The 25,208-nt window shown below is 34.8% G+C and carries 24 protein-coding genes; 7 read left to right on the forward strand and 17 right to left on the reverse strand.

The genetic code is table 11. The features are described 5' to 3' along the window. Window positions 1-23: 23 nt before the first annotated feature. From murC to LAB100_RS03160, 3 genes are read right to left on the reverse strand one after another with little or no spacing between them, the layout of a single operon-like run. Entirely contained in the window at window positions 24-1,355 is a 1,332-nt protein-coding gene (murC, locus tag LAB100_RS03150; protein WP_119325977.1) for a UDP-N-acetylmuramate--L-alanine ligase, read from the reverse strand. A gap of 8 nt (window positions 1,356-1,363) precedes the next feature. Continuing rightward, the gene (ytpR, locus tag LAB100_RS03155; RefSeq protein WP_119325976.1) at window positions 1,364-1,996 is read right to left on the reverse strand and encodes a YtpR family tRNA-binding protein; all 633 of its coding nucleotides are present in this window, start codon (window positions 1,994-1,996) and stop codon (window positions 1,364-1,366) included. Between the two features lie 22 nt (window positions 1,997-2,018). Continuing rightward, window positions 2,019-2,345 (reverse strand): thioredoxin family protein, encoded by a 327-nt coding sequence (locus LAB100_RS03160; RefSeq protein WP_119325975.1) that lies wholly within the window; start codon window positions 2,343-2,345, stop codon window positions 2,019-2,021. A gap of 124 nt (window positions 2,346-2,469) precedes the next feature. On the opposite strand from LAB100_RS03160, the gene LAB100_RS03165 reads away from it, so the two are divergent. Then, window positions 2,470-2,784: a hypothetical protein gene (locus LAB100_RS03165; RefSeq protein ID WP_119325974.1), complete on the forward strand. Its 315-nt coding sequence runs from the start codon at window positions 2,470-2,472 to the stop codon at window positions 2,782-2,784. A gap of 10 nt (window positions 2,785-2,794) precedes the next feature. Here the strand turns inward: LAB100_RS03165 and trmB are convergent, their stop codons facing one another. Genes trmB through LAB100_RS03180 form a run of 3 tightly spaced genes read right to left on the reverse strand, consistent with a single transcriptional unit; the run spans window position 2,795 to window position 5,412 of the window. Beyond that, window positions 2,795-3,442: a tRNA (guanosine(46)-N7)-methyltransferase TrmB gene (gene trmB, locus LAB100_RS03170; RefSeq protein ID WP_119325973.1), complete on the reverse strand. Its 648-nt coding sequence runs from the start codon at window positions 3,440-3,442 to the stop codon at window positions 2,795-2,797. Window positions 3,443-3,460: 18 nt separating this feature from the next. After that, the gene (locus tag LAB100_RS03175; protein WP_119325972.1) at window positions 3,461-4,678 is read right to left on the reverse strand and encodes an ABC transporter permease; all 1,218 of its coding nucleotides are present in this window, start codon (window positions 4,676-4,678) and stop codon (window positions 3,461-3,463) included. Continuing rightward, entirely contained in the window at window positions 4,678-5,412 is a 735-nt protein-coding gene (locus LAB100_RS03180) for an ABC transporter ATP-binding protein (RefSeq protein ID WP_119325971.1), read from the reverse strand. Before LAB100_RS03180 ends, LAB100_RS03175 begins: the two co-directional genes overlap by 1 nt. Before the next feature lie 89 nt (window positions 5,413-5,501). On the opposite strand from LAB100_RS03180, the gene LAB100_RS03185 reads away from it, so the two are divergent. From LAB100_RS03185 to LAB100_RS03205, 5 genes are all read left to right on the forward strand, one after another. Next, the gene (locus LAB100_RS03185; protein WP_119325970.1) at window positions 5,502-5,930 is read left to right on the forward strand and encodes an HIT family protein; all 429 of its coding nucleotides are present in this window, start codon (window positions 5,502-5,504) and stop codon (window positions 5,928-5,930) included. A gap of 1 nt (window position 5,931) precedes the next feature. After that, window positions 5,932-6,225 (forward strand): hypothetical protein, encoded by a 294-nt coding sequence (locus LAB100_RS03190; RefSeq protein WP_119325969.1) that lies wholly within the window; start codon window positions 5,932-5,934, stop codon window positions 6,223-6,225. Window positions 6,226-6,331: 106 nt separating this feature from the next. Continuing rightward, window positions 6,332-7,234 carry a peptidylprolyl isomerase PrsA gene (locus tag LAB100_RS03195; RefSeq protein ID WP_119325968.1) on the forward strand — a complete coding sequence of 301 codons (903 nt, stop codon included), beginning with the start codon at window positions 6,332-6,334 and terminating at the stop codon, window positions 7,232-7,234. A gap of 385 nt (window positions 7,235-7,619) precedes the next feature. Next, window positions 7,620-8,081 carry a universal stress protein gene (locus LAB100_RS03200; RefSeq protein WP_119325967.1) on the forward strand — a complete coding sequence of 154 codons (462 nt, stop codon included), beginning with the start codon at window positions 7,620-7,622 and terminating at the stop codon, window positions 8,079-8,081. Window positions 8,082-8,135: 54 nt separating this feature from the next. After that, window positions 8,136-9,509: an Nramp family divalent metal transporter gene (locus LAB100_RS03205; RefSeq protein ID WP_246001219.1), complete on the forward strand. Its 1,374-nt coding sequence runs from the start codon at window positions 8,136-8,138 to the stop codon at window positions 9,507-9,509. A 90-nt stretch (window positions 9,510-9,599) separates the two neighbouring features. Here LAB100_RS03205 and LAB100_RS03210 read toward each other — a convergent pair whose 3' ends face one another. The 5 genes from LAB100_RS03210 to LAB100_RS03230 are packed head-to-tail and all read right to left on the reverse strand — an operon-like array spanning window position 9,600 to window position 16,606. Beyond that, window positions 9,600-10,538, reverse strand: a complete 939-nt coding sequence (locus tag LAB100_RS03210; protein ID WP_174233488.1) for a 3'-5' exoribonuclease YhaM family protein — start codon at window positions 10,536-10,538, stop codon at window positions 9,600-9,602. After that, window positions 10,519-12,957, reverse strand: coding sequence for an ATP-binding protein (locus LAB100_RS03215; protein ID WP_162894174.1), 2,439 nt, complete (start codon window positions 12,955-12,957; stop codon window positions 10,519-10,521). The genes LAB100_RS03210 and LAB100_RS03215 overlap by 20 nt, the downstream gene beginning before the upstream one ends. 2 nt (window positions 12,958-12,959) lie before the next feature. Beyond that, window positions 12,960-14,123, reverse strand: coding sequence for a metallophosphoesterase (locus LAB100_RS03220; RefSeq protein WP_119325964.1), 1,164 nt, complete (start codon window positions 14,121-14,123; stop codon window positions 12,960-12,962). A gap of 59 nt (window positions 14,124-14,182) precedes the next feature. Continuing rightward, window positions 14,183-14,524, reverse strand: a complete 342-nt coding sequence (locus LAB100_RS03225) for a YlbF family regulator (RefSeq protein ID WP_119325963.1) — start codon at window positions 14,522-14,524, stop codon at window positions 14,183-14,185. A gap of 9 nt (window positions 14,525-14,533) precedes the next feature. Beyond that, window positions 14,534-16,606, reverse strand: coding sequence for a PBP1A family penicillin-binding protein (locus tag LAB100_RS03230; RefSeq protein WP_119325962.1), 2,073 nt, complete (start codon window positions 16,604-16,606; stop codon window positions 14,534-14,536). A gap of 91 nt (window positions 16,607-16,697) precedes the next feature. Here LAB100_RS03230 and LAB100_RS03235 point away from each other — a divergent pair, with 91 nt between their 5' ends. Continuing rightward, a complete protein-coding gene (locus tag LAB100_RS03235) occupies window positions 16,698-17,600 on the forward strand; it encodes an RluA family pseudouridine synthase (RefSeq protein WP_119325961.1) in 903 nt (300 codons plus the stop codon). A gap of 83 nt (window positions 17,601-17,683) precedes the next feature. Here the strand turns inward: LAB100_RS03235 and LAB100_RS03240 are convergent, their stop codons facing one another. The 6 genes from LAB100_RS03240 to argF form a co-directional block, all read right to left on the reverse strand. After that, window positions 17,684-18,604 (reverse strand): prenyltransferase, encoded by a 921-nt coding sequence (locus LAB100_RS03240; protein WP_119325960.1) that lies wholly within the window; start codon window positions 18,602-18,604, stop codon window positions 17,684-17,686. 12 nt (window positions 18,605-18,616) lie between these two features. After that, complete coding sequence (gene argS / locus LAB100_RS03245) at window positions 18,617-20,311, reverse strand: arginine--tRNA ligase (RefSeq protein ID WP_119325959.1); 1,695 nt, start codon at window positions 20,309-20,311, stop codon at window positions 18,617-18,619. A 251-nt stretch (window positions 20,312-20,562) separates the two neighbouring features. Continuing rightward, window positions 20,563-21,504, reverse strand: a complete 942-nt coding sequence (gene arcC / locus LAB100_RS03250) for a carbamate kinase (RefSeq protein WP_119325958.1) — start codon at window positions 21,502-21,504, stop codon at window positions 20,563-20,565. 35 nt (window positions 21,505-21,539) lie between these two features. Continuing rightward, window positions 21,540-22,646 carry an aminotransferase gene (locus LAB100_RS03255; RefSeq protein ID WP_119325957.1) on the reverse strand — a complete coding sequence of 369 codons (1,107 nt, stop codon included), beginning with the start codon at window positions 22,644-22,646 and terminating at the stop codon, window positions 21,540-21,542. A 13-nt stretch (window positions 22,647-22,659) separates the two neighbouring features. Continuing rightward, entirely contained in the window at window positions 22,660-24,072 is a 1,413-nt protein-coding gene (gene arcD / locus LAB100_RS03260) for an arginine-ornithine antiporter (RefSeq protein WP_119325956.1), read from the reverse strand. A 79-nt stretch (window positions 24,073-24,151) separates the two neighbouring features. Then, window positions 24,152-25,189, reverse strand: a complete 1,038-nt coding sequence (gene argF / locus LAB100_RS03265) for an ornithine carbamoyltransferase (RefSeq protein ID WP_371851202.1) — start codon at window positions 25,187-25,189, stop codon at window positions 24,152-24,154. Window positions 25,190-25,208 lie beyond the last annotated feature (19 nt).

The raw sequence follows: 25,208 nt of genomic DNA on the forward strand, positions 1-25,208 counted from the left end.
CTAACGAAATACCTTATTATTTTTTATTGTTGATTAGGATTCAAAGTACTTAAAAGTTGTTCGTATGCTGTTTCATACTTTTGAACATCTCCAGCACCCATGAATATCATTACTGTATTATGGTAATCCAATAATGGTGACAAATCATCAAGTGTTAGAACATTACCACCCTTATGAATCTTATTGCCAAGATCTTTACTTGTAATATCTCCATGAGCTTCACGAATTGAACCAAAGATATTTGTTAAGTAAACTTCATCTGCCAAATCAAGTGATTTAGCAAAGTCATCCATCAAGGCCAAAGTTCTTGTATAAGTGTGTGGTTGGAAGACAGCGACAATTTTCTTGTCAGGATATTTTTGTCTAGCAGCATCAATAGTAGCCTTAATTTCTTGTGGATGGTGAGCATAGTCATCAATGATAACTTGGTCAGCAACTTTCTTTTCGCTGAAACGTCTTTTAACACCACTAAATGTTTGTAATTCACGATTGATCAAAGCGTGATCAAGTTTTTCCATATGACCAACACCAATTACAGCTAATGAATTCAAAACATTATGTTCACCAAACAATGGAACTTGGAAATTACCGATATTTTCACCATCAATAGATACGTCGAATGATGAACCTTTGACAGTACGTTTAATGTTTGTAGCACGAATGTAATCAGATTCATCTAAACCATAAGTATAAATTGGAGTATCAGCTTGAATTGACTTAGCATGCTTATCTTCACCCCAGATGAAGATTCCCTTCTTAGTCTTTCTAGCTTCTGATTCAAAAGCGTCAACAACATCATTGATTCCACCAAAGAAATAATCTGGATGGTCAAAATCAATATTTGTAATAATCAAGTAATCTGGTGCGTATGATAAGAAATGACGACGATATTCATCAGCTTCAAAGACAAAGAACTTAGCATCCTTAATACCCTTACCAGTACCATCACCAATTAAATATGATGTCTTAGCAATTCCACTTAGTGTATGAGCTAATAGTCCAGTTGTACTTGTTTTACCATGTGAACCGGCAATACCAATTGATGTATATTCTGAAACTAACTTACCAACAAGCTCTGGATATGTAATAACTGTTAAATGCATATCATTAGCTTTTTTAATTTCTACTTGATCATTGCTAAAAGCGTTTCCTTTAACAATTGTCAAACCTTCGTGAATGTTATTTTCATCAAAAGGTAAGATTTTGATACCTGCTTGTTCAAGTCCACGTTGAGTAAATGTATATTTATCAATATCTGATCCTTGAACTTCATATCCGAGGTCTTTTAGGATAAGTGCCAAAGCACTCATACCTGTTCCTTTAATTCCAACAAAATGATAGACTGTTTTTTCCATAATAGCTCCTAATCGAACAAATTCTTTGCTGCTTCAAAATCAAATGCTGTACCAGCTGTACCGTTATCAAGTACTAAAATACCACGCTTTTGCGGAGCATTAGGAATACCCAATTCACGTGCTGAACAAATCATACCAAAACTATCAACACCACGTAGTTCACCAGGCCAAATTTCGGCTCCAGTTGGCATTACTGCTCCCGGTAAAGCCACAACAACTAATTGTCCTAAAGCAATGTTAGGTGCACCACAGACGATTTGAACTGGTTTATCCAAGCCCACGTCAGTTTTAGTAATATGCAAATGATCTGAATCAGGATGATCTTTAATCTCATCGACATGTCCTATAACAAACTTAGGACTATTGTCAGCCTCTAATTTATCAGAGAAGCCCGCCTTAGCAAGAGCATCATTTAAAACGCCTACTTGTTTTTCGTCAAGAAATACTTGACCAGAATCATTTTCAATACCTAATTCTTTACCTAAACCAAAGAAATTAAAACCAATTGTGGCTTCATTCTCTTGGTTAAAAATACGTACTACATTATCTTTTTGAGTAACATCTTGTGTTGCAACATCTTCTGCTGTTTCAACAATCAAGACATCCCCTAAAACATCTGGATTATAAAAGCTTAATAGCAAGTTTTTTCCCTCACTTGATTAATTATTTGTTAATTACGCTGTTAATAAAGGTCTCAACTTCTTCTTTAGTTTTTCGATCTTTATTTACTAGTCTACCAATTTCTTTGCCATTTTCAATAACAACAAAGCTAGGAATACCCATAATTCCTAATTCTTGAGCAATTTCCATATTATCATCACGGTTAAAACTGATCCAGTTAAAGTCAGAGTACTCTTTTTCTAGTTCAGGTAATTTAGGTTCGATAAATTTACAATCAGGGCACCAGTCAGCATGCCAAAACATGATATGCTTGCCTTCTTTAGTTACTTCGTGCCAATCTTTTACGCCATAGTCTTCAAATGTCTTCATATTATTTCACCTCTCCAATAAGATACTTTTTATTTGTTAAACGGTCAATTAAGTGCTCTTGAGTATTAGATTGAGATATAATAGTGGTAATATATCAGTAAATCGAAATCAAGGAGTGATTTTTATGAGTAAAAAAGGTATCGGTTCATTAATCGTTGCTGGTTCTGTACTTGCTGCTGGTGCAGCCGCTACAGTCTTAGTAAAACACCATCTAGATAGCGAGAAAATTATTGACAAAGTTAAGTCCGTTTTGGGCGAAGACAGCAAAGTAATCGGTTCATGGGTTGAACCATTTTATCAAAGAGTCGACGTTAATGGACGTGCAACATGGGGAATCGTTGGTGGAGTTACCACAATGGACGAATTCGATGTTGCCCAATATCACTTCATCGCCGATGCTATAACAGGCGAATTGCTAAATATCAAAAAAGTACAATAATCACAACAATTTAATTTTTAAACTGGGCTTTCAGGAAATTGATCCTGAAGCCTTTTTTTGAAAACTTTTCTTCATATTCAGTTTCAATATTATTTTGATTCAATTCTTCATTATTGTGAAGATCCAATGATATTTCATCAAACCTCATACCAAAATTATTCATACTAATCAGTGAATATTCAAACAAGCCCTGGTTATCAGTCTTAAATTCTAGATAGCCATCATCTTTTAAGATGTATTGATATTGTTTTAAGAATGATTTATAAGTTAAACGACGTTTTTCATGACGTGTCTTAGGCCATGGATCTGAAAAGTTCAAGTAAACTCCATCAATTTCATTTTCGGCAAAGTACTCTGATAAATCGGCACCATTAGCTAATAGCAATTGCAAGTTGGGTAATTTTAACTCAACTTGCTTTTTTAGTACTAAGGCAATTGCCCCTTCTTGAACTTCCATCGCAATATAATTATTTTGAGGATTTTGTTTAGCTAATTCTGTAATGAATCTGCCCTTACCTGAACCAACTTCAATAAATAAAGGTTGTTCCTTTTCAAAACGATCTTGCCATTTTCCTTGCATGTTCTCTGGTTGGATTGAGATTAAATCAAGATTTTCATTGATCATATCTTTAGCCCAAGGTTTGTTTCTTAATCGCATAAATATTAATTCTCTCCATTAATCTAAATATTTTTTCAATTGTCTTGGCATATAGAAATAGTTGACGAAAATCAAAACCGCTAAACCTGCCACAATGATGATCAAACTATTTATACTAAAACCAAATTTATAAAAAATTGCTAGTGCACTGACGATCCATTGAATCGACAGAATAATCGTACTTAATTTTGTAAAATCAGCAATCTTAGTTTTACCACTAATTGGATATAGTCGCTGCATTAAATTTTGCATAACTTCCTTAAAATATGGTTTCAACTGGAAGCCAACTAGATAAATAAATAGCATCTCTACTATCAAGGAAATATAGAAATTGTCAATCAAAGCCAACATAATGGCCTGAATAACCGTCAAACGTAAGAATAAACCAATATATTCATTATTTCTCACAAAACCTCGTGCAAATAAATATAAGTAAGTATTGTTGTTTACTAATTTAATTGGTTTATATAAGCCATCTAGCCACTTACGACGTTTGATCTTACTATTGACACCTGGTACATCAGTAAAGAGATTGTAGAATCGTTTAATTCTAAACATACGCTGATTTTCAGTTTCAATCGCATATTTCCATTCCAATTGACCGCTTGTTTCTAAAGTCTTACTTTGGGCATTTAAAAAGAAATAGTAACCTAATCCTATGATAATCATTGTCCAACTAAACCAATAAGTTGAAACTATTAAAGCAACAACTAGTAATAAGTTAGAAACTAAACGCATACTCAAACTACCAAACTTAGCTCGACCATAAATTTCCATCAAATTAACATTCAAAAATCCCAACTTGAAGATGATCAAACCAATTGCGACTACAACGATATCCAAAATATGCATCCCAGCACCTCGAGAAGCAAAAGCTGATAGTAAAAAATTTACTAATGCCAATGTCACAATCGGTACAAAACTACTATAATTTTTAGCCGCCTTAAAGTAACGATAAAATTCTTTTTCCTTCACCAGCAAAAACGTACTATCAGGTGCTTCCAACAACGTAGCGATTCCACCAACCTGAGTTGCCAAGAATAACAGTAATATCACAATTGGTTTCCCCAAAAGCAAAGGTTGATGAATCGTTCCTAAAAGATTTGAATACCAAAATCCTAAAGCACCTATTAGAACGATAAAAGCCAATACAAAATTATCATTAAAAATTAATCGTAAATATTTGAATTGATTAAGTTGATGTCTTCTTAATCTTTCATTCCAAAGTTTTAACATTATAGATCCTCATTTGACATCTTGATATAGATATCATCAAGATTAGAATCTTTTTGCATATCAAATTTTGCTTTTAGTTGATCTAAAGTACCATCGGCCCTAACTTGACCATGGTTGATCAACACGAACTTATCCGCATGGTTTTGAACAGTAGCTAACACGTGAGTTGACATCAAAACTGAACAACCAGCTTGTTTCTTTTCTTCAACAATATTCAGCAAATCATTGACTGCTAGTGGATCTAAACCAGTAAACGGTTCATCAATGATAAATAAACTTGCATCGGTCATGAAAGCACAAACAATCATTACTTTTTGCTTCATACCTTTAGAAAAATTCTGTGGAAACCAATCTAACTTATTATTTAGACGAAATGTCTTTAACAACTTATTAGCATTTTCCCAAGTCTTATCATGATCTAAATCGTACGCCATAATTGTTAGATCAATATGTTCTCTCAAAGTTAATTCCGGATAAAGAATTGGCATTTCAGGAACATAAGCAATCTTTTTTCGATACTTTTCCACATCGTCGTGCAAACTAATACCATCAATTAGTATTTGTCCACCACGTGGCGTCAAAAGACCAATGATATGTTTAATTGTTGTTGATTTACCAGCACCGTTGAGCCCAATCAGTCCTACGACTTGACCACTTTCAACAGTAAAAGTTTCTTTCTTTAAAACTGATACTTGACCGTATCCTCCGGTCAGTTCTTTTACTTCTAAAGTCATGGATTAAACCACCTATATCTGTTTTTAATAATGTTATTATGATAGCATTATAGTAAATATAATGCTGTTTTTTGAAAGGAGATTTTTACATGGATGATTGCATCTTTTGCAAAATAATTAACAATGAAATCCCTAGTACTACTATTTACGAGGATGATGACATCAAAGCTTTCTTTGACATTTCCCAAGTAACTCCTGGACACACTTTGGTTGTACCTAAGAAGCACGTTCAAGATATCTTCGCATATGATGAAGATTTAGCTGAACGTGTCTTCAAGAAAGTTCCCATGATTGCTCGTGCCATCAAAGCATCTAACCCTAAGATTATTGGTATGAATATCTGCCAAAACAACGGTGAAATTGCTTACCAAAGCGTTATGCATTCACATATTCACTTAGTTCCACGCTATTCAAAGGATGACGACTTCTCAATGCACTGGGGTGACAACACCGGACTTGCAAGCAATGAAGAGTTACAAGTACGTGCTGACAAGATCAAACAAAACTTGGAGGACTAACATGAAATTTTTTGCTGGATTAATGATTGGGACAGTTTCTGGCATTGCTTTACAACTATTTCAATCCAAAGACGCCACACCTAGTGTTAATGATACCAAGATATTTCAGAATATTAAAGATTTTAAAGATATATTAGTTGATCTACAAAAGAATTCCGCTGTTGTTCCTGAAGTTTTATCCGGTATTCAAACCGATTTAACAAACTATACAAGTAGTATAAAACCTGACGTAGAAGAACTGCAGAACTCTATTCATGACATGCAAGAAACCCTTGATGGCTTTAACAAAGATTAATGCCAATTATGAATTTTTTGTGATTTTTTCTTAAAATGATAAACTATTAACTTTATTTTATGGTAGTCTTTTCAATTGTAGATATATTAATTAAGGATGTGTAAAGATGAATAAACGATTAACTAAATGGATCTTAGCTATTGCTGGTCTATTTATGGTAACAGTTGTTGCCGGTTGTTCTGGTAATAAAACAGTTGCTACTCTTAAGGGTGGCAGAATTACCGAAGAAGAATATTACAAGGAAATGAAGAGTTCTACATCTGGTAAACAAACTCTTCAAACAATGATCATTACCAAAGCTCTTGAAGATCAATATGGTAAAGACGTATCAACAAAACAAGTTGATAAAGAATACAATAAATACAAGAGTCAATATGGTTCATCATTTAGCCAAATTCTTCAACAAAATGGTATGACAACTGCTCAATTCAAGAAGAACATTCGTACTAACCTTCTAACAAAGGTTGCTTTGAAGAAGAACAAGACAGTTACAAACAAGGATCTTAAGAAGGAATGGAAGAGTTACCAACCTAAGATTCAAGTTGCACAAATTCTTGTAGCTAAGGAAGACACTGCTAAGGAAGTTATTACAAAACTTCAAAATGGTGAAGACTTCAGTAAACTAGCTAAAGAATACTCAACTGATTCAGCCACAAAGAACAAGGGTGGTAAGATGGCTGCCTTTGATAACGACAGTACAAGTATCGATACTGACTTTAAGACAGCTGCATACAAACTAAACAAAGTCGGCGACTACTCAGATACACCTGTTAAGACACAATATGGTTACAGTGTTATCAAGCTTATCAAGAAACCTTCTAAGGGTAAGATGAGCGATCACACAGCTGAACTTAAATCTAAGCTATATGCTTCATGGATGCAAGATTCAACTGTTATGCAAAAAGTAGTTTCTAAGGTACTTAAGAAAGCTGATGTTTCAATTAAAGACAGTGACTTGAAAGATGTCCTTGCGGGTTACGTTTCATCAACATCATCATCTAAGAAATAGTTAGTCAGTAACGTTGATAAATTTATCAACGTTATTTTTTTACCTTATTTTATTAAAAGTTAGTGTATCTAAACAATTTTCTTTAAATTATTAGGATATTTTTTTTAATAAACGATACATCTACTAAAAAGATAATTATAATTAAGTGGAATGTTATTCATTAATCTTAGTAACATTTCACTGCTTTAATATTTTGGCTCAATTTTGTTTCTAGTTATTTGTTTGTTCAGTCAAACTTTTTTTAGAAATAATATTATTTGCATTTAAAGATAATCCGTTTATACCCTGCTCTTTTAATCGTTATTTGATATCATTTTCATCCCTTGTACTATCTCTAAACATAGGTATGATGAGACTATAATTTAACTGAGGAGGAATTATTTTTATGGACTATCAAAATGTCAAAGACCCTTTGATTTATCGACGTATTTTATTAACTGTGGACGAAGATGACAACGAATCAACAACTCGTGCTTTCCGTTTTGCTATTACCCTTGCCCACGATTATGATGCCAAACTAGGAATCGTTTCTGTTATGGAAAGTGAAGACATTAATATCTTCGATTCCCTAACGCCTTCCAAGATCAAAGAAAAACGTGACTTTTTAAAAAAAGCTGTTGAACAATATGTCCAAATGGCAGAAGATAACGGACTCAAAAATGTTGAGCCTCTAGCCTATGAAGGTGGCGACGTTGACGACGTCATCTTAGAACGTGTGATTCCAGACTTTAAGCCCGACCTGATAGTGACTGGAGCTGACACCCAATTCCCTCATTCAAAAATTGCAGGGGCAATTGGTCCACGTTTAGCAAAACGAGCTCCTGTTTCGGTGATTGTTGTCCGTTAAAAAATGGAACCTCACAAGTAGGATTAAAATACTACGAAAAGAGGTAAAATCATTTTGACACGAAAAAATGAGAAAAAGCATGAGCATAAATTCGTTGAAAATACCGGTACTCAACGCAAAAGTCTAGACGAAATCAATGGCTCAATTGACGTCCCAGATAATGCTGGTTATTTCAAAACGCTCTTAGCTTATACGGGACCAGGCGCATTGATTGCGGTTGGTTATATGGATCCTGGTAACTGGATTACATCAATTGGTGGTGGTGCTCAATTCAAGTACACTCTTTTGAGTGTCGTACTATTATCAAGTTTGATTGCCATGTTACTGCAAGCAATGTCGGCCCGTTTAGGTATCGTAACTGGTCGTGATCTAGCACAATTGACCAGAGAAAGAACTTCTAAAACTGGAGGTTTCATTCTCTGGATCATTACCGAATTGGCCATTATGGCAACTGATGTTGCAGAAATCATCGGTTCTGGTATTGCTTTGGAGCTACTTTTTGGTTTCCCATTAATTGTCGGTATTACTATTACCGCTTTTGATGTTTTAATTTTATTATTCCTAATGCGTTTAGGTTTCCATAAAATTGAAGCTATCGTTGCTACTTTAGTAGCAGTCATTCTCTTCGTCTTTGCTTATGAAGTATTTTTATCAAAACCAGACGCTTTAGGTATTGTGAGTGGTTATGTTCCTCGCGCAAAAATTCTAACTAACCAACCAATGCTCTATCTTGCTTTAGGTATCGTTGGTGCCACAGTCATGCCTCATGATTTATACTTAGGTTCTTCAATTTCTCAAACTCGTAAATATGATATTCATGACCATGCATCGGTTAAAAAAACAATCCGCTTTACAATTGCTGATTCCAATATTCAATTAACAATTGCTTTTGTAGTCAACAGTTTGCTCCTAATTTTAGGTGCAGCATTATTTTATGGAACTAATAGCGAATTGGGTCGTTTCGTTGATCTATTCAATGCTTTAAGTAATTCTAAAATCGTTGGAGCAATTGCCAGTCCAATGTTAAGTATGCTCTTTGCAATTGCTCTTCTAGCATCCGGTCAAAGTTCTACCATCACTGGTACCTTAGCTGGACAAATGATTATGGAGGGATTCATCCACTTGAGAATGCCCCTTTGGGCACAGCGTCTTTTGACACGATTAATTTCAATTACCCCTGTTTTGGCTTTTGCCATCTACTACAAGGGTAACGAAGCTAAGATCGAAAGTCTTTTAACTTTCTCACAAGTATTCTTATCCATAGCATTACCATTTGCCATGATTCCCCTTATTCTATTCACTAGTGATAAAAAACTCATGGGACCTTTCGTCAACCGTTCCTGGGTCAAATATCTTTCTTGGGTGATTGCCATAATTCTAATCATCTTGAACTTACAATTAATTTGGACCACTTTATTTCCAAATTAATTAAAAACTCAAAAAGCAGCATCTATTAAAAATTCTGTGCATCAGAAATTTTTAATAGATGCTGCTTTATTTTTCGTAAAATTGATCAAACTAACTATGCTTATAAAATGAACGATTGTCCAATCCAAAAATCCGTTCTGAAAACTTACCATTCTCAGTCTTATCCAAAGCTTTAGTGATCATATTGATTGAGGCATCCATCATATCAATATTATGTAATACTTCCGCTTCTAAAAGCTTAGGACGTTCAGGTGAACCATATTCTAGTAAACCATGATGCGATAGAATCATATGTCTTAGAAGAATCATATCTTCGCTCTCAAGGCTTATATCTAACTCCTGAGCCGCTTTTACGATTTCCTCATCAACTATTGTAATATGGCCTAACATGTTTCCTTCAAAAGTATATTCAATATCTAGGCTACCTGTTAACTCAATAATCTTACCAAAGTCATGCAAGCAAGCTCCGGCTATCAAAAGAGCTCGATTTATCTGTGGATATTGATCTGAAATACCTTCTGCCATTCTTACCATACTCAAAGTGTGAAAAGCTAAGCCACCTTGAAAATCATGGTGATTACTCTTAGCCGCTGCACTTGTAAAGAATCGATCATGATATTTTTTAAACAAAAATCTAACGATTCGATTCCATGCCCCGTTAGTAATCTGTAAGAAAACATCGTCGAATTCATTCTCCATATCAACACGCTTCATTGGCGCAGTTTGAACGAATTGCGACATATCAACTGTTTCAGGATCCAACAAACCCAAACGAGTTATGTTAACTTGGGGTTTGCCTTGATAAAGATCACGTCGACCTTCTAATTGAACAACTGCACCAACGTGAAACTTCTTAGCATCTTCTTCACTGGCATCCCAATACTTACCAGGAATCTGTCCTGATTTATCTTCAAATACTAAAGATAAAAAATTCTTACCATTCTTTGCCAATCGAAAATCTGAACGTTTAATGATAACTTCCAAACTCATGTTATCGCCCTTATTAAAATCAATTATATGTTTTGGCAATCTCTTTTTCCCCCAATTCTAATATATGATCTGCTGGTATATTTTGTGGTTTATTCGCCGTAACGTAAATGACTTGATTAGTTTTTGAGATTTCTTGTATCAATTTAAAAACGTTTTCGGTTCTAGAAATATCAAAATCAACAAAAGCATCATCAATCAAAATTGGCAACTTGATCAAATCAGAAATTTCAGTGACAAAAGCCAATCGTAACGACAAATATAACTGAATCGTCGTTGCTTTGGATAATTCATGAACATCAAAAAGAACTTTAGATGAACTAGTTACTGATAAATCTCTTTTATTAAAAGTAATTTGAATATAGTGGCCATTCGTTAATAATGAAAAATATTGTGTAGCCTTCTCTAGCATTTTAGGATAGCGATTTTCAGTAGCTGTATTAAGCATCTCTTTAATCCAATTACTGGCAAGCTTCTTAGATAACCATTCATCGTAGTTATCAATAATGTCGGATTGAACTTGTGCCAACTCGGTTGTCACTCTTTGATAATGAGTATTATCAAAAATCTGTTGCATCTGCTCTTTCAAGGAACCCATTTTACGACTTAGTTCATTATTTTTTTCTGCCAAACTAGTCTTTTTATTGATGGCATCTGTTAATTCTTCTGCTAACTTTTCATGACTAGAATATTTTTGCAATTCCGACAAATCAGTACCTAGAAAATCTTTATCCTGCTCTATTTGAGTTGTCAGACGTTGATTCTCTATTTGCCGTGTATGCATTCTCATAAAATCATCCATATTAACAACTTGATATTTTTGTAAAACAGCAAAAATTTCCTGATTAAGTCTTTGAAGTCGCTGACTACGTTCATCAGCTAACTTTTGCGTTTCTACCTGATTCTGTTCTGCCAAATCTGCTTTAGCCTTAATTTGATCCAAACGGGCAAAATATTTTTCGATTTGTTCATTGTAGTTGTCGTCTTTGTAAGATTCCTCAAGGACATTCAATTCGATTAATATATTGCGCCATTTGTTCATATCCACTTCAATCGACTTAATTCCATCAATCAAACTGTTTTGAGTCTGATGAAAATTATCTAAGGCAATAACAGTTCCTTGAATACCCAAAATGGCTTCCTTGGATAAACTACTATAACCCTTTTCCTGTAAAAATAAATAATTACTCAGATCATTCTTGGTACGATTCAAACGTTCTTGATACCAGTACCAACCACCGCTTGCCACGGCAACTATTACAAACAGCCATCTTAACGGATTCAATAAGAAAGCTAAGACAACAGCTATTCCACAAATTATTAAAGGAATATTATTTTTACTCTGTTGTGAAGCTAATTGGTCTATTTCATCACTAGTCAAAGGTAACATTTTTTCCGATAATTCAGGATGATTTTTGAACAACTGATCAACCTGAGTATCGACTTTCAATAATTTAGAATTCATATCATCGCGATGAAATTGTAAATTCTGTAATTCAAATTTCTGATTACGAATATAGTCCAAACGTGTTTGATTTTGACGATAATTATTGAGAATATTTTTTTCAACATTATCTAAATCAGCAATCTTGTTTGGGGTGGAAGTTTCCTTCAACGTGCTTAACTCTTGATTAGCTTTTAAAACTTTTTCCCAATCATCATCGCTAATTCGATTCTCAACACCATTAGGATTCTTATTCTGTTGCAATTGCTCGTAACGAGACCACTTCTTATCCAAATTACGTAAGTTGTTTTCAGTTTCACTGACCTTTTTCAAATACTTTTCGTTATCATCAAATTCGACTTGAGTTTGATCCAGCTCTTCTTTAACTCGCTGATAAGCTAATTCTTGATTCTCAATTTCAGATTTTTCATCTACTAAATCATCATATTTCTTTAAATTAACGACCAATGGTTGTTTTTGACCACGTTGCTTATAAATATCTTCCGCATCATGATTCAAATGCTCGGCAGTTTCTAACCACTCTTTGCTGCCGACAGCCCCAATTGACATAACTTCAGTTTCCAATTTGTTCTCATCTAAGCTATAAATCGACAAGATACTTTTATCATCAAAAACATGTGTATTTTCAAAATCGTCTTTTGAAAAATTGCCAATTATTTCTGACAACAACTTGATAGGAACCTGTTGATCATCGTGAAAAAGTGTAACGTCACCATCACCTTTTCCTTCAATTCTCCTAATCGTCCACAGACTACTATCATCCGCTTTAAAAACTAACTCGCCACCATAACTGCCACTATTTTTTGGTTTATATTGCAAATATTTATTATCGCCTCGAGCTGAAGCAAAACCAAAAAGAATACTTTGAATAAAATTCAAAAGTGTCGTTTTACCAGCTTCATTAAAACCAAAAATCACTTGATAATCTTGTTCAAAGTTAAACTTTTGGTCGACCCATTTGCCAAAACCGTATATATTTGCTTTAACTAATTTCACGATTATTCTCCAGTATATTTTTGATTAATTGTATTTCTCGTCAATTCCGTTATCTTCTTTAAAAAATCTGGTTCATTGATATGATCACGAATAATAGTGGAAGCATATAATTTATGATCCAAATCTTTGATTTTATCCAAATCAAGCACTGAATCTTTAGCTTGGTCCCAATATTTCTGATCAATCTGGGACAACTGTGGATTATCGTTGAATTTTAAGTTTATTTTGTAAAGAAGACTTGGCGTTTTAATATTATTGAAATGTTGTAGTACTTCGTTTCTTTTTATAGTCTTTAGAACTTCTTCATTTAAATTTTGAGCATTATCAATCGTCAAAGTTACCAATGTATCTGTCATATTCAAAGAATCTGTGATCTTAGCGATCAACGAATCAATTGTTTCATCAGCATTAACCTTCAAGATGACTTTATCCCACGTATAGATACTGCTTTTAATGAACTTTAATTGTGTTGTCTGGTGATCTACTGAAACTAAATAAAAACCTTTAGGAGTAGTTTCATTTTGATTACGACCTTGGATATCTCCAGGATAAACTATGGCAGGATTCTCATGCAAAATCTCACGTTTATGAATATGCCCTAAAGCCCAATAATCATACCCTTTCTGCAATAAGTCACTAACTTGAAACGGTGCATAATTATCATCACCAACGCCTGCGTGCAAAATACCAATCTGATAATCAAAATCACCTCTTTGAGGATACTCTTTAACTACCGCTTGATTGATATGTTGTTGATGATAGCTGAACCCTGTAATACCTATTCTCTGTCCATCGTTAGCAACAAATTGTTTCGTAGTAACATCTTGACCAAACACAAAAACATTTTCAGGGAATTTAACCACAGCAAAATTATTACGATAATAATCATGATTACCGTAAATCAAATAAACCTTAATATTAGCGGTCGCCAGCTTTTCAAATTCTTCTTTTAAAAACATCTGTGCTTTAAGCGAACTATCAGTGTCATCAAAAATATCTCCTGCCAAAATGACGAAATCGACTTGTTCTTTCAACGCCGTTTCAAAAACTTTTTGAGCTGCCTGATAGGTTGAAGCACGTAATTTTTTTTGAAGTTCCTTTGAAAAGTTGCTAATACCGACAAAAGGCGTATCTAAATGTAAATCTGCTGCATGCAAAAACTTCATTCTAAACTCCCCTGTAAAAGAAAAGGACTTGAGCAAATTACTTAAGCCCTAAGTCCTTGTTATTTATCTTGATAAATTTCTGCGATAGGCTTTGAAATGATTTTGTTCAATTCATCCATCATAGAATTCATCTTTTGCTCTTTTTCCATTAAGTTTTGGATTTCACTGTAATTTGAAAGTTGATCTGTTAATTCGCGCATTGCTTTAATATCGTCATCTGTAATTTCTTGACCTTGCATTTGCTTTTGTTGAAGTTCAAATTGTTTGTTTTGAACTTTATCAAAAAGCTTGTAAGCCAAATCATTAGCCTTAACAGCTTCAAAAGCAAGTTTTAATTCAGAAACTTCTGTTGTCTTTCTTAAATCTTGTTCAAGTTGATTGGCGCTATCGTAAATGTTCATATAGTCCTCCTATTGACCAAAAAAGTTCTTAATATCATTGTACCATTCCGCAGCTTTATTTTTAACGTTATTTACTCCATCTTGGATAGATTTCGTAATATCATTACTACCAGTATCTGTATCATTGTCAGTGGCTAATTTAGCAGCATCCTTAACTCCAAAACTAGTTTCCTTTGTTTCTGGCAGAATACTTCCCATTTCGCTCTTAAACAACGTCGACATGCCATTCTCATTAGCCGCAGTTAAGAAATGATTTTGATCTGTTTTATCAAACCCCATCCAACTGGCAACAACAACATCAGGTGTATAACCCACCATCCATTGATCTTTTGTACCAGCGTAGCCCCATGATTCTGGAACTTCAGTACTACCAGTCTTACCAGCAATTTGATAGCCACTTGGCTTAGCCAATTTACCAGTACCTTCGTTGTAAACACCAAGCATCATACTAGTCATTTCTTTAGCTGTACTCTTACTAATAATCTGTTTAGTTGAAGTATTCGTATTATTAATAACTACTGTACCGGTTGAATCAACAATTTTCGTAATAAAGTGAGTATTGGCAAGTTTTCCTTCATTTGCAAAAGCAGTATAAGCTCGTGCCAATTGTAGTGGTGAAATACCATTGCTCATCCCACCTAAAGCCAAAGCCAAATTTTGATCACTCTTTTTAACGTGAATACCAAAGTTTTCCACTGAGCTGACACCTTTTTTAACACCAATCTTATCTAACAGGGCTACCGCAGGAATATTTTCACTCTGGTACAAAGCCTTATACATTGGAATTGTTTCTGAATACAATCCATCCGCATTCGTAGGCGAGTACTTATTCTTCCCAAAAGTAGTAATTTCATTTGGCAATTCAGAATCATAGCTATAACCATTTTCAATCGCCGGTGTATAAACCGCCAATGGTTTGATAGTCGAACCTGGCTGACGTTCCAATTGTGTAGCACGATTCCAACCTCTAAAGGTATGATCACCACGACCACCGACAACAGCCAAAATACCACCATTCTTAGGATCAACTGCAATTGAAGAACCTTGAACCTTAGTACCATCAGCTGCATTACCTGGGAACAAATAAATATTATCAAACGTATTTTGCATCGAACTCTGCATCTTTTGATCTAAAGTTGTATAGATCTTATAGCCTTTATTTAAAATATCATCTTCTTTAAGACCATATTTGTTAACGGCTTCTGCAATAACAGCGTCAAAGAAATAAGGATACTTATAAGAACTACTAACTTCGTAATTGTCATTTAAGTTAATTGCAGTATTCTTATAATACGAAGCCTGAGCAGATGTGATTTTCTTATTATCGGCCATCAAATCCAAAACAAGATTACGTCTTGACGTCGAATTATCCATACTGTCAATTGGATTATAAAAATTAGGTGCCTTCAAAATACCAGCCAAAACTGCACCCTCGGCTGGGTTCAATTCAGATGCATTTTTTCCAAAGTACTTTTCAGATGCATCTTGAACACCCCAAACACCATTACCAAAATAAGCATTATTCAAATACATCGTTAAGATTTCTTTTTTTGAATAAACATGATTAATTTCAATCGAAAGGAATAACTCCTCACCTTTTCTGGAAAGCGTCTGTTTCTGAGTCAAAAGCGAGTTCTTAGCTAACTGTTGTGTCAATGTACTACCACCACCAGAAATACCATGATGGATCAGATATCCTAAAGCAGCTCTAGCATAACCTTTGATACTGAATCCAGGATTAGTCCAAAAAGTTCGATCCTCTGTCGAAATAACAGCGTTTTGAATATTCTTAGATATCTTATCAAAACTGACATAAGTTCCTTTATTAGCGTATAATTGACCAGCATCGTCCCCATCTTTATCGACAATAGTTGTCTTTGCCTGCAAAGAAGATTGCAGATCTTGAACGTTTGCTGTTTTTGCTTTGTAAGTCCAATAGCTACTCAAAATAAGAATCAACGTTAGCACTAATAGAATTAACCAACGTGTAATTTGAAATCTCTTCCAATATTTTTTTATAAAAGACCAAGCAACTAGTAATTTGGGTTTAAACCACTCCCAAAAACCATTGTTATTATTCATCGTTTAAATACCTCTGTATAAGAACAAATTTTATCACATTATGAGAGCATTTTATAAATTACTCTCATAATCTTTAAGGAGCCAAGCATCTATGTACCAAAAAATAATCACTTATCAACCCGAAAATGATGAGAATCTAACTATTAGAGAATTACTAAAAAAATGGCTAGTTCCCAAAAAATGGCAGCATTTTTTGCGAATTCAAAAAGATATTTTAATCAATGATCATTATCAGCCATTCAATACTATCGTAAAGAAGAATGATATCATAACTATCAATTTCAACTTTCCTCCTCGAACCGATCAACATTATTTACCAGGAAATGATCCTGTCGACGTTGTCTATGAGGATGACGATATCATTGTTGTTAACAAACGAGCTGGTAAAAAAACTCATCCTAATAAAGAACTAGAACATGATTCTCTGATGAATGATGTTGAAACTTATTTAAAAAATAATCATCCCTATATGGTTCATCGAATTGATATGGAGACTTCCGGTTTAGTTCTTATTTCCAAAACTCCGTATTTAGTCCCCATCTTTAATCGTCAATTAAGTAGTAAGACCCTCCATCGTGAATATTTAGCTGTTGTTAATTTAGATCAACCCATTTCTGACAAGGGAACTATCAACTTACCTATTGGACAAGATCCAACTGATGTTCGTAAAAGAATGGTCACTAGTTCCGGTTTAAACGCTGTAACTAAATATAAAGTTTTACAAAGGAATGATCATTATGCACTTTTACAGTTAAACCTTCTGACTGGTCGAACCCATCAATTGCGAGTTCACTTGGCACACAATGGCTGGCCCATTGTAAATGATCCACTTTATAATCCTCATGACAAAGACGGAGAATTGTTACTATTTGCTCATAAATTGATTTTTCAGCAACCTTTCAGTAATAATTTCAAAATAATTACAGCAAAGTTACCTCAAAATATGTATAATTTAATATGTGCTTATTTAAAAGCAACCAAAAAGCTCACCTAATCCCGACAATTAGGTGAGCTCTTCTTTTATGTTCAGAAAGAAGTTTTAGGAGTGATTTTTTTGACTCTTTCTGAGAAGCCTAACTAAATTACTGCCATAACTAGTTTGAAAATTGCCCCGACAGCAATTAACAAAATATATGTTACGGAGAATTTACCTACGGCCTTAATTACTAGAGGATACGTCTGGGTCTTTATCTGCTTTTGTAGATAAGGACGAAGATCGTCCCAAATATTTGGATAAAGCAGCACGACCAACAGTGTAATGTAAGGTACTACTTTCAACAAAGCTAAGATGGGAACTAACAGAAAGGCTATTGCCCAACTAGCTTTAAACAAACTTAAAGCATTGGCTTTCCCTACTTTACTAACCAATGTGTGACGACCATTTTTTTCGTCTGCTTCTAGATCACAAGTACCATTACTCAACTCTGCACAAAAGAATGCAAAAGTATTAGGCAAACTGACTAAGATCACCGAAATGGCAGTGCTAGAATCAAACTTTGCTGTTCCCGCTAGCCCTAGATAGGAGTAGGCTATTGGAATCAGTTGGCTTATGGCAATAGCCACCACGACTTCTCCAAACATTGTGGAATTCAATGGCTTAGGACCTGCTGAATATGATAAACCAACTAAAACTCCGATGACCCCGATCATCAAAGTTATCCAGCCAGTTTGATATGTCAGAAAAGCCCCAATAATTAATGGAAAAATGGCCAAACCGTACATCCATTTTTTGACTATTGCCAGTGATTCACGATTAATACCGATTGTACTGATCTTTTGGCGATACTCTTCATTGGTCGAATTACGATAATCCATATAATTATTATGAAAATTAATAAATAAATGAATAAAGAAAACGGCAATGAATCCTAAGATTCCATATAAGATATTAAACGTTCCGTAATTTAAATATATAAACGCAATTGCTAACAACAACCATGCCACGTCCAGCGTGGTTGTTTTCATTTCCGATAGTTCGCTAAAAAGTTTTCTATCCAAAAGTACTTCACCCTACATTTCTTCAGGAGCTTTAACACCAAGAAGTGCTAGAGACATTTGAAGCACGATTGATACTGATTTAACTAATGCAAGTCTAGCTTTCAAACCTTCATCATCAGCTAAGATCTTACTATGAGCATAATATTGGTTGAAACTCTTAGCTAATTTCAAAACATACTTAGCAACAACTGATGGTTCATATTCCTTGGCAGCACGTTCAAGCACGTTTGAGAAGTCTTGCAATAACTTGATAGTATCCCAAGCTTCTGGATCTGTAACAGCTAAATCCTTAGCGTCAGCGTAATCAACATCGCCAGCTTTTCTCAAAATACTTAAGGCACGAGCATTTGTGTATTGAACATAAGGACCTGTTTCACCTTCAAAACGAACAACTTCTTCTAGATTGAAGTCAAAACTATCACGACGATCATTCTTCAAATCATGGAAGACAACCGCACCGACACCAACAGCTTCAGCAACGGCATCTTTATTTTTCAAATCTGGGTTCTTTTCTTCGATTTGTTTCTTAGCAAGATCAACTGCATCGTTCAAAACATTTTCAAGTAAGATAACACGACCAGAACGAGTTGAAAGCTTCTTACCACCTGTTGTGATCAAACCAAATGGAATGTAGTCAATATCATCAGACCAGTCATAGCCCATTTTCTTAAGAACAATCTTTAATTTAGTAAAGTGTTCTGCTTGTTCACTACCAACAACATAAAGTGATTTAACAAAATCAAAAGTATCTTTACGATACTTAGCAGCAGCCAAGTCACGAGTGATATAAAGTGTTGCTCCATCAGTCTTTTTGATCAAGGCTGGTGATAGATCATATTCAGAAAGATCGACGATTTCAGCACCACGACTTTCTTTTAGAAGACCTTTTTCTTCAAGTGTATCAACGATGGCATCCATCTTATCGTTATAGAATGATTCACCTGTAAAGTGATCAAAAGTAACACCTAAACGATCATAAATCTTTTGGAACTCTTTTAATGATAGTTCCTTGAACCATGTCCAAAGTGATAAGGCTTCTTCATCGCCATCTTCCATCTTCTTGAACCAAGCACGAGCTTCATCATCAAGTTCTGGTTTATCTTCAGCTTCTTTATGGAAACGGACATAATACTTCAAAAGATTATTGATTGGGTCAGCTTCAACTTCTTCAACTGAACCCCATAGTTTGTAACCAACAATCAACTTACCGAATTGAGTTCCCCAATCACCTAAGTGATTGATTTTAACTGGTTGATAGTTTAACTTTTTGATGATTTCAGCAATTGAATTACCAATAACTGTTGAACGTAAGTGTCCCATTGACATTGGTTTAGCAATGTTAGGTGATGACATATCGATAGGAACGTTACGTCCCTTACCATCGTCAGTATTACCGTATTCATTTTTCTTTGTAAGAACTTCATGCAAAACATCGTTTGAAAAGGCTTCTTTATCTAAGAAGAAATTGATGTAGGCACCAGTATTAACTACTTTTTCAAAACCGGTTGTATCAATCTTGCCAACTAATTCTTCAGCAATCATATTAGGTGCTTTGTGTAATGTCTTTGCCAAAATAAATGTTGGAAAAGCATAATCACCTAAATCTGATGTCTTAGGTTTTTCGATTAATTTTGTAACTTGTTCCTCAGTAATTTCCTCAGGTAAAACTTTAACTAGTGCGTCTACTACTTGTTTTTTAAAATCCATAATTTCCTCCTTTAGATAAAAAAAACGCCTCTTCCAATAAACTATTGAAAGAGACGAGATTTCCCGCGGTACCACTCTAATTGATTAATATCCACTCATTAATTTGAATTATTTAATTTTATAAGAAGGGTACGACTTAATTTGTGAATTGGTCAACTCTCACCAAAGCTTGACCTCGCTGTAATTCGAACAATTAATTATTCCTTCTTTTGCACAAGTATAATAGCACATTAAATTATCAATAACAATAATTATTTGTGAATAACCGTTCCTTTATTACCAGCAATGATTTCTTTAACATCATCCAAAGCACCGATAACAGCAGGTTTGCCAGTAGCTTGAACAAATGCCACAGCTGCTTGAACTTTTGGCATCATACTACCCTTAGCAAATTCATTATTATCAATATGCTTTTGAATCTCATCAGCAGTCACATCAAAAATTTCTTCTTGATCTGGCTTTCCGAAGTTATAGAATACTCCCCCAACTGATGTCAAAATAATTAATTTGTCAGCATCAACTAATTGAGCAATCTTGGAAGCACCAAAATCTTTATCAATAACAGCTTCTTTACCGATTAGTTTATTCCCATCTTTAACAACAGGAATACCACCACCACCGGCAACGATTGGAATTACGCCAGCTTTTGAAATAGCTTCAATAGCTGGATATTCATTAATTTCAACTGGCTTTGGTGATGGAACAACTCGACGATATCCACGACCAGCATCTTCAACGATAGTCCAATCTGGATGGTCTTTTTGAAGTGCAGGTACTTCAGCTTCTGTATAAAATGGTCCAATTGGTTTAGTAGGATCACCAAAAGCAGGATCATTTTTATCAACGATTGTTTGTGTAATCAAAGTTACAACTTGCTTATTAATACCATTTTTTAACATAACTTCTTTCATGGCATTTTGGAACCAATATCCAATACTTCCCTCAGTCATTGCGCCACAAGTATCCAATGGCAAAGCAGGATTCTTTTCACTGTCGGCTGCAGCTTGTTGCAACAACAAGTTACCAACTTGGGGACCATTACCATGAGTAATGATCAAATCTTTATCATTTTTAACGAATTCAACTAGTGATTCAGAAGTCTTCTTAACGGCTTCTTGTTGAGCCTTTGCACTAGCATCTGTACTTAAAATAGCGTTACCACCTAAAGCAACTACAATACGTTCTTTTGTCATAATAGTTTCTCCTCAGAATGAGCGAAAAAATCGCTTTAATTAGCTTGTAAATAATCTCCTAAAACTTCTAGACCTTTAGTTAAAGTCTCATGTGGTGCACAGTAACCCAAACGCGCATATCCGGGAGTATCAAAGGCTTCACCAGGGACAAGTAGAACTCCGGTGTCCTTCAATAGATCGCGGCAGAATTCCAAACTAGACTTTTTAGTTTCTAACTTAACAAACGATGTCGACACACCATTTGGAAAGACACAACTGATTTTGTCCGTTTTTTCAACCCAATCTTTAAAATATGCTAGGTTATCTAATACAATCTTTTTATTGCGGTTTAAAACCTTATCTTTATTTTCCAAAATTAGACATGCCATCTGATCACTGAATACTCCAGAACAAATCATTGTATAATCACGATATTTTCTAAAGATATCAGCTAATTCTGAATTAGTTGCTGTCCAACCAACTCTAATTCCTGGCATTGAATAAGTTTTAGATAATGAATTAGTTGAAATTCCCTTTTCGTATAAATCTACGATTGGTGCAAAATCAACACTTTCATCGAAAGGCAAATATACTTCGTCGATCAAAATATATGCGCCAACACTGCGAGCAACTTCAACGACTTGTTGTAAAAACTTCCTATCTAAAATCGTTCCAGTTGGATTATTCGCATTATTGATACAAATCATCTTAGTATTTGGACGAATTAATCTCTTTAATTCTTCGATGTCAGGGTACCAATTCTTATCTTCGTGCAACTTCCAAAAACTAACATCAGCACCTAATGATCTCGGGATATCATAGAGCTGTTGATAACTTGGATAAACACTAATGACATGATCTCCTGGTTCAATCAGAGAATAAATTGCCAAAAGATTAGCACCAGTAGCACCATTTGTTTGCAGAATATTGTCGGGGTCAACATTCTGATACATCTTACTTACTTCTTTTTTAAAAGTTGGCGAACCTTCGATCCACCCATAATTCATTTTTTGCTCATTAAGTTGATTATAAATATCAGCCTGGGTCAATTTCTTAATTTCATCCATTGAAAAAGATGTAATTGTACTCTGAGCCAAATCATATTTGGCTTCACGTTCGTGGACATTGAGCCACTCTTCAACACCAAATCCAGCTATTTTCATATAAACACACTTCCTAGATTTTAATTGAGCCCGTTGCAATCATCACAATACTGATAATTGCCAAAGCCACGATAATTATTGACCACAAAATTTCTGATTTAGTTAATTTTCCACCATCAAGATTGTACTCTTTCTTAGCACGATAGTAGAAATAGATTCCTGGTAAATAACCGATACAGACTAACATCAAGAAATGCAAACCGGCTAATATAATTGCAATTATCTGAAAGGCAGCCGCAAATATTCCAATCCAGAGTTGTTTTGTATCTTTATTTTGGAGTGAGAATTTGATTTGATACAAACCAACGAAGATATAACAAACAACGATAGCTGCAGTACATAATGATAATGCAAAGTTATAGGCTTCTGATGAGAATAAGAGGATAACCAAGAACACTTGGATCAAAGATGCTGTCAAAACTAATGAGAAAGTTGGAGCACCATTCTTATTCTTTTTACCAAATGATGAAGGCAACATTTTTTCTTCCGCCATCAACATCGTGGTATCAGCTGGCAACATTGTCCAAGATAACCAAGAACCTAAAATTGCGATAACCAAACCAATACCGATAAAGGCACCGCCCCATTTTCCAACCATATCTTGGAAAATATAAAGCATAGCAGGTTGATTAATTTTAGCTAATTCATTCTGTGACAAGTAACCATATGGCAAAACTGAAGCTAAAACATAAATTACTAATAAACTGATAATTCCAATGATTGTAGCTTTTCCGGCATCATTTTTGTCTTTAGCACGTGATGACAACATACTAGCTCCTTCGACACCAACGAAAACCCACATCATGATCATCAAACAAGATCTAAATTGTTCAGCAATATTGCTACTTCCAGCTACACCTGATGCTACATTTGACCAGAAATGAGCTGTAAAAATGCCGCCCTTGAAAACGACAATTCCAACAACAATAAATGCAAACAATGGAATCAACTTACAAATTGTAATAATTGTATTCATCGCCGCCGCTGATTCAACACCGCGATTAACGATAAAGGTCAACATCCAAGAAACGATACTTGCAAAAATTACCGAAGGAATGTTTTGTCCACCTTTAAAGATTGGAAAAAAGTAACCTAATGAACTCATCAAAACGGTTGCAAAGGCCACATTTCCTAACCAAGCCGATAGCCAATAACCCCATCCACTAACAAATCCAGCAAAATTTCCAAATCCTACTTGTGCGTACGCTTGAATACCTTCTGATTCTGGTTGTTTCAATAACAAGTTGTTCAAAGACATAGCTAACATCATAATTCCAAATCCAACGACAAACCATGCCAATAAAACTGGACCAGGAGCTGCTCCTGATGCTAATGAGCTTGTTAAGGTAAATACACCTGAGCCGATAGAACTTGTAACGACAGCGGCCGTCAAAGCTCCAAGTGATAGACCCTTCTTTTCTTCCATATTAATCATTCCTTATATTTTAAAAATTCTGAATGAAAAAAGGGCCAACCATTATGATTAGCCCTTCCTCAATAACTGATTAAACCTTAGGGATGAACAAGTTACCTAGAGTTGCTGCCATAATGGCTTTAATGGAGTGCATTCTGTTTTCAGCTTCTTCAAATTGACGTGCATATTTGCTTCTGAAGACTTCGTCTGTAACTTCCATTTCACTAAGACCATATTTGTCTTTAATGTCTTGTCCATATTTTGTATTTGTATCATGGAATGCAGGTAGACAGTGCATGAAGATAATTTGGTCGTCAGGTTGACCGGCTTTCTTAATCATGTCCATATTTACTTGATATGGTTTAAGAAGTTTAATTCTTTCTTCCCATTGACTTTCTTCACCCATTGATACCCATACATCTGTATAGATAACATTTGTTCCTTTAACACCTTCATCGATGTTATCAGTAATCAAGAACTTGCTGCCTGATTCTTCAGCATACTTCTTAGCTGTATCAACAACACTTTGATCTGGGAACAATTCTTTAGGAGCAACGATATGGATATTTACACCCAACATTGAACCTGTTACTAAGAAACTATTAGCCATATTGTTACGACCATCACCAACGAATGTCAAAGTCTTACCTTTGATGTCGCCGAATGTTTCTTTCATTGTCATGAAGTCAGCCAACATTTGTGTTGGATGCCATTCATCTGTCAAACCATTCCAAACTGGAACGCCTGAGAACTTAGCAAGATCTTCAACAACTTTTTGTGAAAATCCACGGAATTCAATACCATCAAACATGCTACCAAGAACACGTCCGGTATCTTCAACACTTTCCTTTTTACCAAGTTGAATATCATTTGAACCTAAGAATTCTGGATGAGCACCTAAATCAATAGCAGCTGTTGTAAAAGCTGAACGTGTTCTTGTTGAATTCTTTTCAAATAGTAAAGCAATATTCTTACCTTCTAGGTAATGATGTGGAATGCCCTTTTTCTTTAGAGCCTTCAAATGAATTGCGAAATCAATTAAATATTCTAATTCTGCTGGTGTGTAGTCCTTTTCTGCTAAAAGACTTCTACCTTGAAATACTGATTCTTCTTTACCTTTATAATCCAAAGTGATCCCTCCATAATGA

It is taken from the genome of Companilactobacillus musae (genome assembly GCF_003967595.1).
GTDB classification, from domain to species: domain Bacteria; phylum Bacillota; class Bacilli; order Lactobacillales; family Lactobacillaceae; genus Companilactobacillus; species Companilactobacillus musae.